The sequence below is a fragment of the Streptomyces sp. TM32 genome, assembly GCF_004122755.1.
Lineage (GTDB): Bacteria > Actinomycetota > Actinomycetes > Streptomycetales > Streptomycetaceae > Streptomyces > Streptomyces sioyaensis.
The window spans coordinates 52,904-70,181 of sequence record NZ_SDIG01000016.1 but is presented as its reverse complement, the minus strand read 5'-3'; the positions used below and the strand labels follow the sequence as shown (position 1 = coordinate 70,181).

Here is a 17,278-nt window from a genome sequence, read left to right as displayed (position 1 = left end):
GGTCTGTCCCTCGGCCGATACCGCGCGCCTGTCCCACGGCTCGTGCCGCAGGCACTTAAATATCGGAGCGTGACTAGAGAGCCGCAGCGCTTCACGATCTTTTTGGTCCCCGAACATGTCGAGGACAGAGGCGGCGCCTCCGTGGAGGACTCAGCCGTACGCTCGGCGGTCGTCGAGGCGACGGGTGAAAAGGGAGCCTCCGGCTATCCCCGCTACATCGGGCACGGGATGGTGGCCGACATCGACCCCAGTACGCGCACGGTCGAGGCGCTGCTCGTCGACGGTGCGGAGCTGGACTACGGGCTGACCGCCTTGGTCACCCCCTGATCGCCGCGATCAGGCGCCTGCCCATGAAGGTGACCGGTGCCTGCCGTGGCGTGGGTCAGGCTGTCGTGAGGTGGCGCCGGGCAGGGCGGGGCCCGGCGCCGCGTGCTGCCGCACCGACATGAGGGTGCGGAAGGAGTTCCGCGTCAGCCCCGCCCCAGGACGCAGAACTCGTTGCCCGCCGGGTCGGCCAGGACGACCCAGGAGACGTCACCCTGGCCCACGTCGGTCCGTACCGCGCCGAGGCCTTCGAGGCGGGTGACCTCCTGCGCCTGGTCCTCGACGGGGTCGGACATCACGTCGAGATGGATGCGGGACCATACGACCTCGTCGTCGGGCGTGCGGCGGAACTCCAGGTACGGCCCGACTCCCTTGACGGAGCGCAGCAGGGCGCGGTCGTCGGTCAGCTCGTGGACGGTCCAGTCGATCGCCTCGCCCCAGAACCGGACCATGGCCCGTGGGTCGGCGCAGTCGACGACCACGGCGGCTATCGGCCCGGTGTCCCGGTAGAGCTCCCGGGGCTCCAGGACGCTGAACACGTTGCCTTCCGGGTCGGCCAGCACCGTCCACGGCACGTCGCCCTGGCCCACATCGGCGGGCGTCGCCCCGAGCTCCGTCAGACGTGCGACCAACTCCGCCTGATGGGCGTCGGAGGTGGAGGCGAGCTCGAGGTGCACGCGGTACCTCACCGTCTCCGGGTCCGGGACGCGGACGAGATCGATGCAGAGGGCGGACGGGTCCGGCCAGTCGAAGCCCACGGGTTCCAGGTTGGTGACGCCGGGTCCTTCGCTGGAAACCTCCCAGCCGAGCACCTCCGCCCAGAACTGGCCGAGCGCCGAGTCGTCCCGGGCCTTGAAGTTCACCTGAACAAGTTGCAGCGTCATGCCGCACACCCTAGGCGATCCCCCTCGGGCAGGCGTGCGAAATTTGGCCTGCCGCGCGCTCACCTGACGATGCGTCCGAACTCTGTGTCACTCCTCTTCGTGCTCCTGCCTGAGGGAAGGTCAGAGTCCGGGGGGTGTGTCGTCGGTCGCCTCGTCATCCGGTGCGTAGCTCGCCGGCGGGTCGAACCTTCTCAGCAGTTCCTCGGCTGTCTCGTTCCGGTCCTGTGTCTTGATGATCTCGGCGATCTGCTTGGCCAGCATCCCCCGCCGGACGTCTCCGTCCGTGAAGCCCATGCCGGCGAGGAAGGCTTCGAAATGGTCAGCGGCTGTCGGCTCGCGTTCGAATGAGGCGGGCGGCGCGTCCATGGCTTTCAGGTCGGGACGTTCGCTCTGTGGCTGAGGGATGAGATCCCGCAGTCGTTGGGGCACATCGGTGTCGTTGGCGGCGGACGTGAGCTGGGCGAGAAGACCGAGGTCCGCCACGGTCTTCTCCACGTGATCGTCGTTCTTCGCGAGCCACCAGACCACCGCGCTGCCGGTGTCCTTGAGCACGTCCTCGCCCAGGTACTCGCGCTTGCTCTGTTCGTACTTCCGTTGGTGTTCCCAGACCGCCTTGTCCTTGCGCACTTCAGCGAGTTTGGTCAACCGCTCCTGATCGTGTTCGCGCAAGGTGAGCGTGACACCCTCCGCCATGACCTGGAGGTGGCCGGTGCGGTCCGGGCGCATCGTGCCGAGTGCGCCACTCAGCTCGTGCTGGACGAGTGAAGCCCGGCCGGGCTCCCGCCGCTCTGTGAGCGCGCGGGCACGGTCCAGCACCGCTTCGACGGCGAGGCCCGCCGGGCTGACGACGGGGCCGTCGCCGGGGGCATCGAGGGGGTACCACCGTACGGTCGCGGAGAAGAGGAAGTCGTAGTCGGCCCATTGGCTGGGCACCGCCACGTTGCTGACGCGCTGTTCCCTGCGCTCGATGGGCACCGCGGTGCGTTGCTCCTCGACATCGACGGGTACGGAGCCACGCCGCATCACAGCGATCTTGAAGGCTGTCGCAGGCACTCCGACGACGAGAACGGCGAGGGTCGCCCACGCCCAGGGGGGCCACTCCTGCGTCAGGCCGAGGATCGTCAGCAGCAGAGCGCACAGGATGGTGAGGAAGACGGTCGTCGTCTTGCAGCCGGTCGTCATGGTGCGGTCCCCCTGGGTGGTGTCGGTCGAGAGCGGGCGGCTGACGGGCCAAGGCCCTGCGCTACGGAAATCTTCTGGAGCAGGCGGTCGGTGGTGGCGACGCCGCGTGCCGGGCCACCGGAGGCGGTGGGTTCCGCTGAGCGGGCCACGGCGTACAGCGTCGCGAGGCGTTTGCCGTCCCCGGCGGCGGCGCCGACCAGCAGGTCGAGCAGCAGGTCGTGGCGATCGCCGGTGTCGGACGCGATGTGCAGCCAGCGCTGCGCGTACGGCTGCCAGTACGACTGCGGCAGCTGGGCGAACACCTCCCGCCAGCCGAAGGTCACACAGCCCTGTATGTAGTCCTCGTCCGCCAGCGCGCGGGGCGCGCCGCCGGGGTCCGTCAGCGGCACCGGGTCGCAGATCCGCAGGAAGAGACGGGCGTCAGCGGCTGGAACGGACGAATGCCGGGTGAGGCGGGCGAGCAGGCGGCGCCTGAGCCTGCTGCTCGTCGTCACCAAATCGCTCAGGGCGTCCAGTGCGGGCGTGCCACCGCGCTCTCGCCGGGCGAGGTGGTGCAGCCGAACCATTGCCTGGTCGGGGTGCGTCGGCGCGATCACGTCGGTGCAGACGCGGAGCAGGACGTGCGCGAGATTTCCCGACAGTTGCTTCTCTCTGCACCATGTACGGATCAGCTGCCGGAAATCCCCGCCGTACCGCTTGTTCTCCAGGCCGCAGGTGAGTGCGTGGACGGCTGCCTCCGGACGAGCCCGGCTCGTGGTGTCGGTGGCGGCCCATTCCTCGGCCAGGTTCGCAAGCTCCCTCCACTTCCCGGTGCGCAGATACTGGTCGGCGAGCCGTTTCACCAGCTCTCCGCGGAGGTCCGAGGTGACGTGCGGATCGACCAGCTCCGCGGTCCGGGCGGCCCAGGTGCTGAGAGGGAGCCTGAGGTCGGGCAGATGGTCCCAGAAGTGGGCGCGAACGGCGGCGTCGAAGTCCAGCTGGTCGAACCGGACGTGGCCGTCCCGCCCGGCCGACGCGGAGATCTCCTTCAGGCGCGCGGCGAGGTCCTTGCCTTCGATGGAGGAAAGCGTGCTCCGAGGGGTCTTGAGGGTGCGGAGCAGGAGTTCGGTGGCGTGGTGGATCACGTCGGCGTGCGCGCCGTGCAGCATGGCCGTGGTGCACAGCAAGGCTCGCTGTGACGCCTCAGGCTGTTCGGCGACGAGGCCGGCGACCTCTTGTCGCCAGGCCTTCCGCGCGTCACGAGCCTGCTCGCACCAGCCGGCGAAATCGTCGGGTGACCGATGCTCCGTACGGGCCCGCCGCACGCGGTCTGCGAAGTCCGCGATCTCTTCCATCGAAGGCTGCTCGTGCAGGAAATCCGCCAAACCGGGCGCGGACTGCAGGTACTCCTCATGCGGTATCTGATGGAGTCGTAGGTGGCGCCGGAACACCTCCTGGGCGGGAGGGCGGGAGATTTCGGCACGGTAGATCTGGAGGTCGGATTCCAGAGTGCCGTCGTACGGCATGACGACCACCAGGTGGGCCTGCTGTTCGTGTACGGCTTTGCGGAGCGCGGACAGGTCCCTGCGGTTCCTCGCCGTCCATCCGGCGCCGTCGGCCTCGGCAAGGTCCAGTAGCAGCCGGTCACCGACGCCGACGAGCCCGGGATCCGTGAGAGTGGCCTCTCCTTCGTCGCCGGGCAGCAATTCGCGGAAGATTCCGGAGTCCCGGTGAAGTTCGTACAACAGGACGCGTGCCGCGGCGGTTCTGCCGCTCCCCGGCCGACCATGCAGGATCACCGTGCGGCGCTCCGCCAGCAGACGCCGTGCCTCGCCCATCCCCTCTGGGTCGACGAACCGCTGTCTGAGCAGCCGGAGTTGGTCGTCGGCGATGCGGCGGGGACTTCGGCGGGCCGTCTGTTGCCCGAACGGGCTTGTGGTGTAGCTGTTGTAGACGTAGTGGTGGTTGTGCATATCGCCGTAGCCGGCATGTACCGAGCCGGTGGAATGGTCGATCCGTGTGAACGTTTCGTTCACCGCTCGTCGTCCTCGCTCTGCTTCGGACCGCCGAACCGGTGCCGGATGTCTCCGTGATGGTTGCCTTCAATATTCGTCATGCCGTCGCCCGAGTAGTGCCGGCCGCCCGACACATGGCGGGAATTCTGATAGAGGTTGCCGCTGCCGGAATGCACGGGGCCGGTCGAGCCCTTGATAACGGTGCCGCCGACGTCTCCGGTGAAGTCCCGGCTCTGCACGGCCGTTCCGTGGATGTCACCGGCCGAGTTGGACACCGAGCCAGGGTCGCGGACCGGTGCCTCGGCGTGTTCGAGGTCATGCAGCTCGGGAACCATCTCGGCCACCAGGTCACCGAGGCGCCTCAGATCGGCTTCGGCGTTCTGCGTGTCCAGCCGCACGGACTGCAGCTCGGCCAGCCGCGCCAGCTCGTCCGGCAGATCGTCCTTCTTCAGGCGTTCCGTCGTCCTGCCCGCCAGGACGGGGATCACCGGAAGTCCGCAGGCGAACGCCTCCAGGATCTCCTTCCGCACCCAATCCTCCGGGTCGCCGAGGGCTCGGAAGTTGATCCAGTCGGCCCCGATCACCGCCAGAAGCAGTGCGCTGCGGCGCAAGCTAGTGAGCAGGGCGTCGGGATAGGCGGTGCCGGGAGGGATGGACTTCGAGGCGCGGAAGGCGCGGTCCTTCCCGAAGCGGTTGGAGAGTTCGTTGTCGATCAGGGCGGCGGTTTCATTGCCGTCGCCCGTCCGGTAGTTGATGAACACATCAGCCATGGGAGTTCCTCCTCAGGAATGGGTGAAGCGGGTTAACGTGCCCAGGCGTGGCGCCAGTTGGCGCACCGGAGCGTGATTCGAATGGCGGGCCAGGACACGGGCGAGGCGCCGGAGGTCGATCGTGACGGTCGCGGAGCGTACGGCCGCTACCCCATCGAGCAGTGACGTCGTCAAGGTGCAGGCATGGTCGATCTCGCCGTCCGCCGCGTAGGCGAGCGCCCGTCGTACGCCGTAACGCACCTGCGTCCGTACCGCGTCGGGCGAGACCGCCGCGAGCTGCCGGTTCAGTTCCTCGGCCGCCTCCCGCGGGCGTCCCAGGTCGAACAGACACCAGCCGGTGACCATGCTGACCGAGTCGGGCAGATGCATGGGGCCGATCACCGGTGCGTCGGCATCGCCATCCTGGCGGGCGAGCAGCAACCGGGCCTCGTCCAGGGCCCGCTGACAGGCGTCGCGGTCGCCCGCGAGCGCATGGCCCTGTGCCTCGCGCTGTGCCGCAAGCCCGCGGATCCGGGGCGGGAGGGTGCCGCACTGCGCCCGCTGTGCCAGCGCGACCGTCTGCTCGGCGTCGTCCTGGTACATCGTGACCAACGCCCGGCGGACCAGGGCATAGCCGGCCAGCGCCCGGTCACCACCGGCGGCGGCAAGGTCCACCGCACGCTGGGTCCACCACAGTGCCGCCTGTTCGTCTCCGGTCTCCTGCACCAGCCAGCCGACGTATTCGGCGTACCGGGAGCCGAGCGCGAGCAGCTCCCCGCGGGCGGGGGAATCGGCATGCGCCGAGAGTTCCCGCAGCGTGTGGGTCTGCGCGATCAGGCCGGGGAGAAGGACGCCGGGCTCGACGCTCTGGCCGAGCCGCCGATAGTGCGTGAACAGGGAGCGGGACGCCTCCAGCATTCCGGCCCCCGTTGCCTGCGGGACCGGGCCCGCACCGCCGGTCTGCCATCTCATCAACGAGGCGGCGCCGGCGGCCACGACCTGGCGGCGGCCCAGGGTCTGGAACCGGCCCGAGCCGTCCGGTGACAGTTGCATCGTCCACTCCTCCTCATCGATTCCGCCTTCTGCCGGTTCGTCCGGTGTGCCGGCACCGGATGCGGCGACCAAGGCGATCAGTGCGCCGCCGGCCCGGAGGGCGGCGTCACACAGCCGGGCGAGATCGCGGCTGGGCGCCTTGATGCCTCGTTCGACCTTGCTCAACTGCGCCTTGCTGTAGTGCACGGCGGAAGACAGCGCGGTGAGGCTGAGTCCGGCGTCCAAACGCCGTTTCCTCAGTTCCTCGCCGAACTCGAAGGACGGTTGTGGCACGGGAACCTCCATGACCGTCCATCCGGGCGAACGGGGTGCGCACGAAAGCGTGCAGCAGCCCCGGCCGGACGGACAAGGCGATCGGTGCTGTTTCCCGTTTCCTTCTCCGCAGGTGAGGCGCGGTATTCCCGGGAGGGCGTGGTGCGTTCACCGTCCGGCGTGGCGAGCCCGCGCGTCCACGACGTCACCCGCGGACCCGAGGTCGGCCGTGGACGGGCCCGGTGATGCCGGATGCCGCGTCCGACGGAGGTCTGGCCGACGGCTCGGACCGCGGGGGAGCTCCCACCGGGGCCGCGGGAGAGCCACCGCCGGGCGGCCACGGTCTTCTCCACGTGATCGTCGTTCTTCGCGGGCGGCCGCCCCCAGAGATCTCTCCGGCCAAGCCGGCAGCAGGGGCTCACAGTCGAGCACTCACGGCGAGCGCCCACGGTCGGGCCCTCACGCCGCAACGAACCGGCGAATCAGCAGACCGGTTTCGGTATTTCGCAAGGTCGAATTACTCATTCCGTGAGTGTTATTCGGCCTCAGTGGCCGATACTCATCACTGCGGCTCGTGATGTGGGTCACGTTTCGGCGTCGATGCGCACATGTTTGTGGGATTTTGACGATGGCTCAAAACCTTCCCTAGCTCAGCAATCTACTATTGCGGTCAAATCGGGTGTCTCGTGCGACGAATTCCCCTGTGAATAGAGTCTTGGCGTCCGGCGGGAGTTCGCCGGTTGCCCTTGGGGCGGAAATTCAGATTCCCTTTCGCGGATTTTTGGATTCCGTTTGCACTGGGCCGTCGCGCTACGGCAAGGGGGTGCCATCATGCGTTACGCGTACTGAGGTAAATGAGGCGTCGGCCGGGGTCTCCGGGCCCCGGCCCGCGCGACTTTTGATGTGCGTGGTCTCGTGTTCATCTCACTCGCTCGGGACGGAATGTGTCTGACTACGATCCGCTTGATGCGGCCACGGTGGCCGATCCGTATCCCGTTTATGAGCGGCTGCGGGAGAATTCGCCGGTGTTTTGGAGTGAGCGCTTCGGTTCGTGGATCGTGACGCGCTACTCGGATTGTCACAGGGTGCTCAGCGACGTGGACGGCTTCGCCAGCGACTGGCGCAGGGCGGGGCATGAGGCGCCACCCACCGCGGCGTTGAGCATGCAGGAACTCGACCCGCCCGACCACACCCCGGTCCGCAGGCTGTTCACCACTGCCTTCCGCGACCAGGACCTCGACGGGATCGCGGCCTTCGCGGTCCGGGACACGGCCGCGGTCTTCGCGCGGCTCGCCGACGCACCCTCCTTCGACTTCACCGCCGAAGTGGCCCGTCCGGTGGCGCTCCAGGCGGTGTGCCGGCTGCTCGGCGTGGATCCCCCGCCGGTCGCCGCCTTCGCCGAGTTGTCCGACGCGCTCGTACGCGGCATGGACGCGGGCTTGCTGCCCGAGGTGCTGGAACCGGCGATGGCGGCCCGAAGCCGGATCAACGAGCTCATGACCGAGTGGTTCACCGCCGGCCGCGGGCCGGGTCTCCTCGCCCAGGTCCTCGACGGCGCCGGCGCCGCGGGCATCACGGAAGACGCGGTGTGGAACAACGTGCGTGTGCTCTTCCTGGCCGGATTCAGCACGACCGTCGGCGCGGCCGCCAACGCCGTGCTCGCCCTCCTCGAACACCCCGGCGCGCTGGAACGCCTGCGTGACCCCGCCCTGTTGGATTCCGGAGTGGAGGAACTCCTCCGGTACGACGGCCCGGTCCAGGGCACCACCCGTGCCTGCGTGGAAACCACCAAGATCGACAGTGTCAGCGTCGAGCGCGGTCAGCTGGTGCTGGCGCTCTTCGGCGCCGCCAATCGCGACCCCGAACGGTTCGCTTCCCCGAACGAGCTGCTGCTCGACCGGCACCCCAACCGGCACCTCTCCCTGGGCTGGGGCCCACATGCCTGCTCGGGCGCACTCCTCGCCCGGATCATCATCCGGGCACTCGTCCAGGAGCTGCTGGCCGCACCCGTGCCCCCGCGACTCGCCGCGCCGCCCGTCAGGGTGCCGCGCGCCACCTTGCGCTATCCGGACCGGCTGCCCGTCACGTTCCAGAACGCTGAGCCTGCACGCTGAGAGTGAGAGCCATGACAACCGACGCCGCAGTCGCATACCACCCACTCGACCCGCACACCCTGCTCGATCCCTATCCGGTGTACGCGTCCCTGCGGGCGGCCGGCGCACCCGTGTGGAACCAGAAGCTCGACAGCTGGGTGCTCACCTCGTACCAGGACTGCCGCCAAGTGCTCCTGGACCACGAGAACTTCGCGGCCGACTGGCGGCGGGCGGGCGAGACCGTCCCCGACCCCGCGCTGGACGTCCACACCATCGACCCGCCCGACCACACCGCGATCTACGGAGTGCTCGCCGCGTCACTGCGGGACATGGCCTCGGACGGCCTCGCCGCCCGCACCAGGGACCACATCGCGGCCGTGCTCGACGCGCGGCCGGACGGGCCCTTCAACGCGATCACCGAGTTCACCGAGCCGCTGGCCCGCTGGTTCATCCCCGAGGCCATCGGGGTTCCGCCCTTCGACCTGGCCACCGTCCGGCCGATGGCCGAGGCCATCACCGCGGCCATGGACTCCGGCCTCAATCCGGCAGCCAGGGAGCCGGGCGTCGCGGCACAGCGTCAACTGGCCGCGATGATCGAGGGCTGGGTGACCGGGATGGACGCCGGCCACCCCATCCGCGCACTGGTGGACAACGCCATGGCCGCCGGCGTCCCACGCCACATAGCGATGAACTCGCTGCGTACCCTCGTCGTCAACGGATTCACCGCCGTACCGGCCTCCCTCGGCAACGCGCTGAACGTGTTGTCCAAGGACGCGAGTCTCCTCGCCGACCAGCTCGGCAGCCCCGAGGCGATCGACCGGGCGCCTCATGAGTTCTTCCGCTACGAGGCGCCGATCCAGGGGACCACCCGGCTGGCCGTCCGGGACCTCGAATTCAACGGTGTGCAGGTGCGCCGCGGCCAGGGAATGCTGATGCTCTTCGCCGCAGCCAACCGCGACCCCGAGCAATTCGACGACCCTGACACGATACGGCTCGACCGGTGGCCGAACCACCATCTCACCTTCGGCTACGGCGCCCATGCCTGCACCGGGTCGCTGCTCGCCCATCTGCTCCTGCGTGAATTGCTGACCGTACTGGTGGAGCGCGGCACCACCCTCAAGCAGGCCGGTCCCGCGGTACACAAGAAACTCGCCACCGTCCGCACCCTCGCGGAACTTCCCCTGGAACTCGCTCCATGAGCAGGTACCGCACGGCGCTCGGCATACCCGAATTCCGGGCGATCTTCACGGCACACATCGTCTCCATGGCGGGCGCGGTCACCGCGAATTTCGCGCTGACCCTGCTCGTCTACTCCCGCACCGGTTCGTCGCTGCTGTCGGCACTGGTCTTCGCGCTGGTCCTCGCGCCGCATCTGATCGCGGGCACCCTGCTGTCCGCACTCATCGACCGGCTCCCGGCCCGGCGGCTGCTGGTCTGCTGCAATCTGCTCTCCGCGGGGCTCGTCGTCGTCCTCTCGCTGTCCGGCACCCCGGTGGCCGCCGTATTGGCGCTGTCCTTCGCCCTCGGCCTGATCGAGCCGGTGTTCTCCGGCGCCCGCGCGGCCACCCTGCCCGACGTCCTCCCCGGCGACGCCTACGTGCCGGGCCGCAGCCTCATGCGACTGGTCGCCCAGGGTGCACAGTTGGGCGGATTCGCGGTCGGCGGCCTGCTGATGGCGGCCTTCTCGCCGCAGGTGATGCTGCTCATCAACGCGGGCTGCTTCCTCTTCTCGGCCCTCCTGCTGCGGCTGGGGACCAGGGAACGAAGGCTCCACGACGACAGTGGGACCACGGGGCGGGCCTCCCTGCTGCGCGACTCCCTCAACGGGCTCGGCGCGGTGATGCGGAGCCCGGCCGTACGCCGCATGCTGCTCCTCGGCTGGGCGGTCCCCGCACTGGCAGTGATACCGGAGGCGCTGGCGGTGCCGTACACCGCCGGCCTCGGGGGAGGGGCGACCGCCGCGGGACTTCTGCTCACCGCGATCCCGCTCGGGACGGTGACCGGCGAGGTCCTCACCAACTGGCTGGTCCCGAAGGAACGGCAGATCCGCATGATCAGGCCGGCCGCCCTGCTGGTGTTCGTGCCGATGCTCCTCTTCGCGCTCCGCCCGGGTCTGGTGCCCGCGATCGCTGTGCTGTTCGTGTGCGGGCTGGGGTTCAGTACCCAGCTCGGCCAGGACCGGCTGCTGCTCCGGGTGGTGCCCGAGGAACTGCGGGCCAGGACGCTCGGCCTCCAGACGGCCGGGCTCATGTTCTGGCAGGGGCTCGGCTTCGCCGCGGGTGGTGCGGTGGCAGAACTGTTCAGTCCGGGCGCCGTGATCTGCGCGGGAGCGGTGGCCGGTCTGGGTGCCGTCGTCCTGCTGCTGCGTGGCGCGGTGTTCGACGCCGAAAAGTGGAGTTCCAGGAGTGCGGACGGAGTCGTCAGTGGCTGAGATGGTGGACGGTGTCGATGACGAGCGTTGGAAGGCACGCATCGGAGTCGCCCATGTGACGGTGCCCCGCTGGGCGCGCGACGCCCCCGACCGCTGTGTCTACCGGTCGAACGCCACCGGTACATGGGAGTTGTACGAGTGGGACCGGGCGAGCGACGCACGACGCAGGCTCACCGACCGCCCCCACGGCACGGCCCTGGGCTTCATCGACCCGGCCGGCGACTGGGTGTGGTGGTTCGCCGACACCGGCGGAGACGAGTGCGGCGTCTGGATGCGCCGGCCGTTCGGCGGGGAGCACGAGGAACCCGCCGTGCCCGGCCTGGACCCCGCCTACCAGGCCGGCCTCGCCCTCGGCGCCAACGGCCTCGCCGTGCTCGGCACCTCCGTGACCGGCGGGACCACCGTGCATGTCTGCCGCCCGGGAACCGCACCACGCACGCTCTACACCCACCCCTCGGACGCCCACGTGGGGGCCATGTCCGCCGACGACACCCTCGTCGCGATCGGCCACAGCGAACACGGCGACAGCCGGCACAAGGCGGTGCGCGTGCTGAGCCTGGACGGCAGGGTGGTCGCGGACCTGTGGGACGGCGAGGGGCGCGGCCTCGGCGGTATCTGGGACGGCCCGGGCAAGGGCCTCGGTGGTATGGCGTTCTCCCCGGTCCCGGGTGACAACAGGCTGCTCATCGAGCACGAGCGCCGCAGCCGGCCCGAGCCCATGATCTGGGACGTCGCCACCGGTGAGCAGCGCGAGCTCGCGCTCGACCTGCCCGGCGAGGTCAGCGCGGCCTGGTACCAGGACGGCTCGGCGTTGCTGATCTGGCACACCCATCACGCCCGTGACGAGCTCTACCGGCTGGAACTCGGCACCGCGGAAGCCCGCGGCCTGACCCGCCTGGACACCCCGAAGGGCGTCATCAGGGGAGCCGGGACCCGCCCGGACGGCAGCGTGGAGTTCGTCTGGTCGAGCGCCGCGCACCCTCCGGTCGTCCGGTCCACCTCGGGTGGCACCGTACTGGCCCCGCCGGGACCGGCGGCTCCGCCCTCCGTCCCCGTCACCGACGCCTGGGTGGAGGGCCCCGGGGGCCGCATCCACGCGTTGGTCTCCCGGCCCCCGGGGGCCGACGGCCCGCTCCCGTGCGTCTTCGAGGTACACGGCGGTCCGATCGGTTACGACGACGACGCCTTCGACCCCGTGGTCGCCGCCTGGGTCGACCACGGCTTCGCGGTCGTCCAGGTGAACTACCGGGGTTCCACGGGCTACGGCTCCCGATGGCGGGACGCGATCGAGGGACGCCCCGGCCTGACCGAGCTGGAGGACATCGAGGCCGTCCGCGCATGGGCCGTCGCCAGCGGCCTCGCCGCTCCCGGGCGGCTTGTCCTGTCGGGCCGTTCCTGGGGCGGCTACCTCACCCTGCTGGGGCTCGGCACCCGCCCCGGGAACTGGGCCGTCGGCATCAGCACCATGCCGGTGGCGGACTACTTCGCAGCCTACGAGGACGAGATGGAGGCGCTGCGCGCGTACGACCGCTCGCTCTTCGGCGGCTCACCCGATGACGTTCCCGAGCGGTACCGGGCGTCCTCCCCCCTCACTTACGCGGACCGCGTCACCGCACCGGTGCTGGTGATCGCAGGCGAGAACGACCCCCGCTGTCCGATCCGGCAGATCGACAACTACGTCAACCGCCTCGCCTCGCTGGGCAAGCGGCACGAGGTGTACCGGTACGACGCGGGGCACGGCTCACTCGTCGCCGACGAACGCATCAAGCAGATCGAAGCAACCATCGCCTTCGCCCGCACCCACCTACCCGCCTGAGCTCGGCCGGCTCGACGACGACCGTTGCCACTGCCGGGGCTCAGGTTTCGGTCGGCCGGGCGCGTGGCGGCGGCACCAGCCCCGGCACTCAGCCCGTCATCGTGTTTTCCGCGCGGGACAGGGCGACTTGGAGGACGACCAGGAGTGCGTCGCGGACCGAGCCGGTGGCGCGTGCGTCGAAGACGATCAGGGGTACGTGGTCGGAGACGTCCAGCGCCCACCGCACCTCGTCGAGGTTGTGGTGGATCTCGCCGTCGAACGCGTTGACGGCGACCGCGAAGGGGATGTCCTTGTGCTCGAAGTAGTCCACCGCGGCGTAACAGTCGTCCAGGCGGCGGGTGTCCACGATCACCAGGCCGCCGAGAGCGCCCTCGACCACGTCGTCCCACATGAACCCGAAACGGTCCTGGCCCGGCGTGCCGAACAGGTAGAGCTTCAGGGTCGGGTCGATGGTGATGCACCCGAAGTCCATGGCGACCGTGGTGGTGGTCTTGCCCGGGGTGTGCGAGAGATCGTCGACGCCGGCCGCGACCTCGGTGATGGCGGCCTCCGTGGTCAGCGGCCGGATCTCGGAGATCGAGCCGACGGCCGTGGTCTTGCCGACGCCGAAGCCGCCGGCGATGACCAACTTGACCGGTACCGGCGGCTGTTCAACCGCTGTCACGGAGTCTGTCCCGTGAGTCGGGGACGGCACGGAGACCATCGATAACCCTTCGCAGTACGGAGATGTCCTGGGTGGTCCCGGCGTTCGGGACGTGGACCGCCAGCCGTCCGGCGGCCCGCAGGTCCTCCGCCAGCACCCGGACCACGTTGAGGTGGAGGCGCAGTCCCGCGGCGAGTTCCGCCACCGATTGCGGCCGGCGGCAGGCGGCGACGATGTCGTGTTGTTCGAAGGCGAGCGAGCTCAGGGCGGAGAGCCCGGCCGAGGTCGCCACGACCTGGGTCTCGACCGGGAGCGGGGGCCCGGTGCCGCCCCCCGCCACCCGGCCGGCCGTCAGCAGGAACGGCCGGATCGCGGGTGCGCGGCCGGCCGGCTCCGACGTGCTCTGGGCGCGGCTGTCCCCCAAGCTCTCGGCTCCTCCCCCACCCTCGGCTTCGCTCGACCGGGGGGACCCCCATGAGCAGGGGGGACCCCCACCGTCGTCCGGGCCTGGTTCGCCGCCGGCCATCATGCTCCTCTTCTCACGCCCTGGATCCCTGCCTTCGCGGTGTCGGACGGGTCAGCGGGCCGGTGTGGCGCCGGCGTTCTTCTTCAGCTCCAGCACCAGCTGGGGGGTGAGCGCGCTCCCCGCCCGGTTGGCGAAGAGGGTCATCTCGTAGGCGATGTTGCCGAGCTTCGCCTCCTTCGAGGTCACCACGCCGAGGACGGCACCGCAGCCGATGGCCGACACCAGGACATGGCCGCCCTCCAAGTCGATGATGACCTTGTTGAGGCCGCCGAGGCCGTAATTGCCGGAGGCGCCGGCGGCCAGGCTCGTGACACCCGACACGATCGCTGCGAGTCGCTCGGAGTCGGCCTGCTCGCGCAGTTGGGAGACAGCGATCAGCAGGCCGTCGGAGGACACCGCGATGGCGTCGACGACGCCGGCGGTCTGGGTGGCGAACCGGTCGAGCAGCCAGGTGAAGTCGGCCGCGGCGGCCGTCAGATCCATGGGTTCCCGCTCGGAACTGCTCTTACCTGTCGGCGTCGTCACTGCCCGACTCCTTCCGGGGTTGCTGGTGGTGCGATGGTGCTGGATCGGTCGGGGTGGGAGCGCTGTCCTGCTCGGCCCTGCGTACGGCGGCCTCGAAGTCGTCGAGTTCCGAACGGACCGCGTCGGCGTCGACAGGCCGGCGCACGGCCTGGGCTCCCCGGTCGGCTGTCGGAGCGGTCCTGCTGAGTGTCGCCCCCCGGACCCGCCGGCGCAGCGGCTGGCCGGGCTGTGCCGGTCGCGCCTCGGAGGCGGGGGCGGTCTGCTCCGTGTTCGTGCGGGGCGGGACGCGCCGGGGGAGCTCACCGTGCCGCGCGGGGGCGGTCGGCCGCGGTTCGGGCGTGGTGGCGGGGGCCCGCACCGGCAGGGGTGCCGCGGCGGCGGGTCCGGGCCGGGTGCGCTCCTGATCGGGCAGTGCCGGACGCTCTGCCGCGGCGTCGGCATCGACGTCAGCCCCGGCCTCGGCCTCGGCATCGGGATCGGCATCGACCGTGGCCTCGGTTGCGTCCACTGCCGGGGTCGGCGTGGTGGGGTGCACGGCCAGCAGGAGTGCGGAGGGGAGCCAGACGGTGCCGGTGACCCCGCCGCCCGGCGTACGGCTGAGGGTGACCCGGATGCCCGAGCGCCGGGCGAGGTTTCCGACCACGAACAGGCCGAGGACCTTGGTCGGTACGAGGTCGAGCCGTTCCCGGCGGATCAGCCGGGAGTTCTCCTCGTCGAGCCGTTCCGCGCTCATGCCGAGGCCGTGGTCGATGACCTCGATCAGGGCGCCACCGTCCGAGGTGACGTCGGTGCCGGGCCGGACGACCACTTCGACGGGGGTGTCGGACGGGGAGAACGAGACCGCGTTCTCCAGCAGTTCGGCGAGCATCAGGGTCAGGTCGTCGGTGATGTCGGGCGCGACGGTGACCTCCGTCTCGGACCGCAGGGAGACCCGCTGGTACCCCTCGATCTGGCCGAGCCCGGCCCGGATGACGTTGACCAGACTGGTCGGCCGGGCCTCCAGCTCGGCGTCCCGGATTCCGGCGAGCAGCATCAGACTGTCGGCGTTGCGCTGGAGGCGTACGGCGATGTGGTCGATGCGGTACATCCGCTCCAGGACGTCGGGGTCGGTCTCCTCGCGTTCCACGGCGTCGATCAGGATGAGCTGGCGGGAGGTGAGGTTGCTGACCCGGCGTCCGACGTTGCCGAACATCTCGGCGACGTTGCGGCGGCTGAGCACCTGCCGCTCCAGCAGGGCCGCCGCGGTGACCTGCACCTGGTTGAACGCCTCGGCCAGGTGGCCGATCTCGTCGCGGACCGGGACGGGGATCGGCCGCGGCTGCAGCGGGGTGCCGTCCGCCGACTCGTCGTCCTCGACCCTGGCGAGTTCCTCGCCGGCCACGTCGACCACCTGCTGGGCGGCGCCGGTCAGGGCCGCCAGGGGACGGACGACCGAGCGCCGGACCAGGACGGAGAAGGTCAGCCAGGAGGTGAAGCCGACCAGGGCGAGGGCGAGCATCGCCAGCGCGTTGTCCAGGGCGCTGCGGGAGAGGCTGTCGGACCGGGCGGCGATCTGGTCGATCAGCGTCCGGGTGATGGTGAGGCGGGCCTCGGCCTGCCGGGTTCCGGCGGCCATCGCCTTACGCAGCTCATGCGGGGTCTGGCCCTGAAGGGAGCCCGGATCGATCTGGAGCTCCGCGTACTGGGCCGCGATGCCGTTCGCCTCGGCGTCCCGCTCGATCCCGCTCAGGCGCAGGACCTGGTCCGGGGCGGCGATCCGGCCGAAGCGTGCGGACTGCTCCTCGTAGAGCTTGTGGGCGCCGACCGCGCGGGTGTACTCGGTGAGCGCGTTGGCATCCCGGGTCTGGGCGGAGAACACGCCGCTCTCGAAGGCCGCGTGGGCGGCGTCGGCGCGCAGTACCGTGTCGAGGAGGTTGGTGACCGAGGACGACGAGGTGCCGACGAAGCGGTCGAGGCCGATGCCGTCGATCAGGTAGCCGACCGCGGCGGCGTAGGCGGGGTCGATGGTGGCGGCCGGAACCGATCCCCGTTCGACCTTGTCGCGCAGCACCGCAAGGCTCCTGATGTACGCGAGGGCCCGCGCCTCGTCCTTCGACAGCCCCGCGCCGAACGCGGCACGCACGGCGGTGACCTGTTCGTCGGTGTCCTGCTGCGTACGACGGTAGGCGGCGGTCGACGGCAGCGCGGCGCCGGGCCGGGCCGACTCCTGTTCCACGGACAGCAGCAGCGCCTGCCGGTGTTCGGCCTCGACGTCGTTGATCAGCCTCGTGACGTGCTCGCTGTCCCGCACCAGCTCCGCGGTCCGGCTGGCGTCCATGGCCTTGTCGATCTGCGTGTCGACGCCGATGCCCAGCAGTACGCCGACGACCGCGACGGGCGCGATCACCAGCACGTTGAGTTTCCGCCGGAACGGCCACCTGTCCAGGAGGACACTCGTCTGCTGACGGAACCTCGGCCTCCACGGTGAACGCCGGGACGGGTCCGGTCCGTGTGGCGGGTCCACTGTGTCCACAGACACCCAGGCCTCCTTACGACGTGCTCCTGAGCGGTGACCGAGGTGGTGTTGTTGCCGACCGCCGACGACGGGGGGACTGCGACGCTTGCGAAATTCGCCCGAAATGAGAGCGAAAAGATCGCGCCACATGTCCAACCGGCCGTGAACACTACCGCGTGGGCACGGGCATGCAAGACGTGCCTCAGTAATGGCCAAGAGGTATTCAACTCTTTGTCACTTTTGGCACGTTGCCCCCACGGCGCGAGCAGCGCCGGACGAGGCGAGGGCGGCCGGTGTCCCTAGGGGGGGCCG

At 70.0% G+C, this 17,278-nt stretch carries 14 protein-coding genes; 5 read left to right on the top strand and 9 right to left on the bottom strand.

Features of this window, described 5'->3' with window-relative positions:
* Positions 1–69 precede the first annotated feature (69 nt).
* Positions 70–327, top strand: a complete 258-nt coding sequence (locus EST92_RS06410) for a hypothetical protein (protein WP_129279956.1) — start codon at positions 70–72, stop codon at positions 325–327.
* A gap of 143 nt (positions 328–470) precedes the next feature.
* Here EST92_RS06410 and EST92_RS06405 read toward each other — a convergent pair whose 3' ends face one another.
* The 5 genes from EST92_RS06405 to EST92_RS06380 form a co-directional block, all read right to left on the bottom strand.
* Positions 471–1,208, bottom strand: a complete 738-nt coding sequence (locus EST92_RS06405) for a VOC family protein (protein ID WP_129279955.1) — start codon at positions 1,206–1,208, stop codon at positions 471–473.
* A 120-nt stretch (positions 1,209–1,328) separates the two neighbouring features.
* On the bottom strand, positions 1,329–2,390 hold the full coding sequence (locus EST92_RS32000; RefSeq protein WP_254068563.1) for a hypothetical protein: 1,062 nt from the start codon (positions 2,388–2,390) through the stop codon (positions 1,329–1,331).
* Positions 2,387–4,405 (bottom strand): hypothetical protein, encoded by a 2,019-nt coding sequence (locus EST92_RS06390; protein ID WP_129279954.1) that lies wholly within the window; start codon positions 4,403–4,405, stop codon positions 2,387–2,389. The genes EST92_RS32000 and EST92_RS06390 overlap by 4 nt, the downstream gene beginning before the upstream one ends.
* Positions 4,402–5,154 (bottom strand): toll/interleukin-1 receptor domain-containing protein, encoded by a 753-nt coding sequence (locus tag EST92_RS06385; RefSeq protein WP_129279953.1) that lies wholly within the window; start codon positions 5,152–5,154, stop codon positions 4,402–4,404. Before EST92_RS06385 ends, EST92_RS06390 begins: the two co-directional genes overlap by 4 nt.
* 12 nt (positions 5,155–5,166) lie before the next feature.
* Positions 5,167–6,459 (bottom strand): helix-turn-helix transcriptional regulator, encoded by a 1,293-nt coding sequence (locus EST92_RS06380; protein WP_216849077.1) that lies wholly within the window; start codon positions 6,457–6,459, stop codon positions 5,167–5,169.
* A gap of 1,064 nt (positions 6,460–7,523) precedes the next feature.
* Between EST92_RS06380 and EST92_RS06375 the strand changes: the two genes are divergently transcribed.
* The 4 genes from EST92_RS06375 to EST92_RS06360 are packed head-to-tail and all read left to right on the top strand — an operon-like array spanning position 7,524 to position 12,778.
* A complete protein-coding gene (locus EST92_RS06375) occupies positions 7,524–8,552 on the top strand; it encodes a cytochrome P450 (protein WP_129279951.1) in 1,029 nt (342 codons plus the stop codon).
* Between the two features lie 11 nt (positions 8,553–8,563).
* Entirely contained in the window at positions 8,564–9,730 is a 1,167-nt protein-coding gene (locus EST92_RS06370) for a cytochrome P450 (RefSeq protein ID WP_129279950.1), read from the top strand.
* Entirely contained in the window at positions 9,727–10,962 is a 1,236-nt protein-coding gene (locus tag EST92_RS06365) for an MFS transporter (protein WP_129279949.1), read from the top strand. The genes EST92_RS06370 and EST92_RS06365 overlap by 4 nt, the downstream gene beginning before the upstream one ends.
* Before the next feature lies 1 nt (position 10,963).
* On the top strand, positions 10,964–12,778 hold the full coding sequence (locus tag EST92_RS06360) for a prolyl oligopeptidase family serine peptidase (protein ID WP_129279965.1): 1,815 nt from the start codon (positions 10,964–10,966) through the stop codon (positions 12,776–12,778).
* Positions 12,779–12,866: 88 nt separating this feature from the next.
* Here the strand turns inward: EST92_RS06360 and EST92_RS06355 are convergent, their stop codons facing one another.
* From EST92_RS06355 to EST92_RS06340, 4 genes are all read right to left on the bottom strand, one after another.
* The gene (locus EST92_RS06355; RefSeq protein ID WP_129279948.1) at positions 12,867–13,481 is read right to left on the bottom strand and encodes an ATP/GTP-binding protein; all 615 of its coding nucleotides are present in this window, start codon (positions 13,479–13,481) and stop codon (positions 12,867–12,869) included.
* Positions 13,429–13,845, bottom strand: a complete 417-nt coding sequence (locus EST92_RS06350) for a DUF742 domain-containing protein (RefSeq protein WP_129279947.1) — start codon at positions 13,843–13,845, stop codon at positions 13,429–13,431. Before EST92_RS06350 ends, EST92_RS06355 begins: the two co-directional genes overlap by 53 nt.
* Positions 13,846–13,998: 153 nt before the next feature.
* Entirely contained in the window at positions 13,999–14,430 is a 432-nt protein-coding gene (locus EST92_RS06345; protein ID WP_006601854.1) for a roadblock/LC7 domain-containing protein, read from the bottom strand.
* 22 nt (positions 14,431–14,452) lie between these two features.
* The gene (locus EST92_RS06340; protein ID WP_129279964.1) at positions 14,453–16,858 is read right to left on the bottom strand and encodes an ATP-binding protein; all 2,406 of its coding nucleotides are present in this window, start codon (positions 16,856–16,858) and stop codon (positions 14,453–14,455) included.
* Positions 16,859–17,278: the final 420 nt, after the last annotated feature.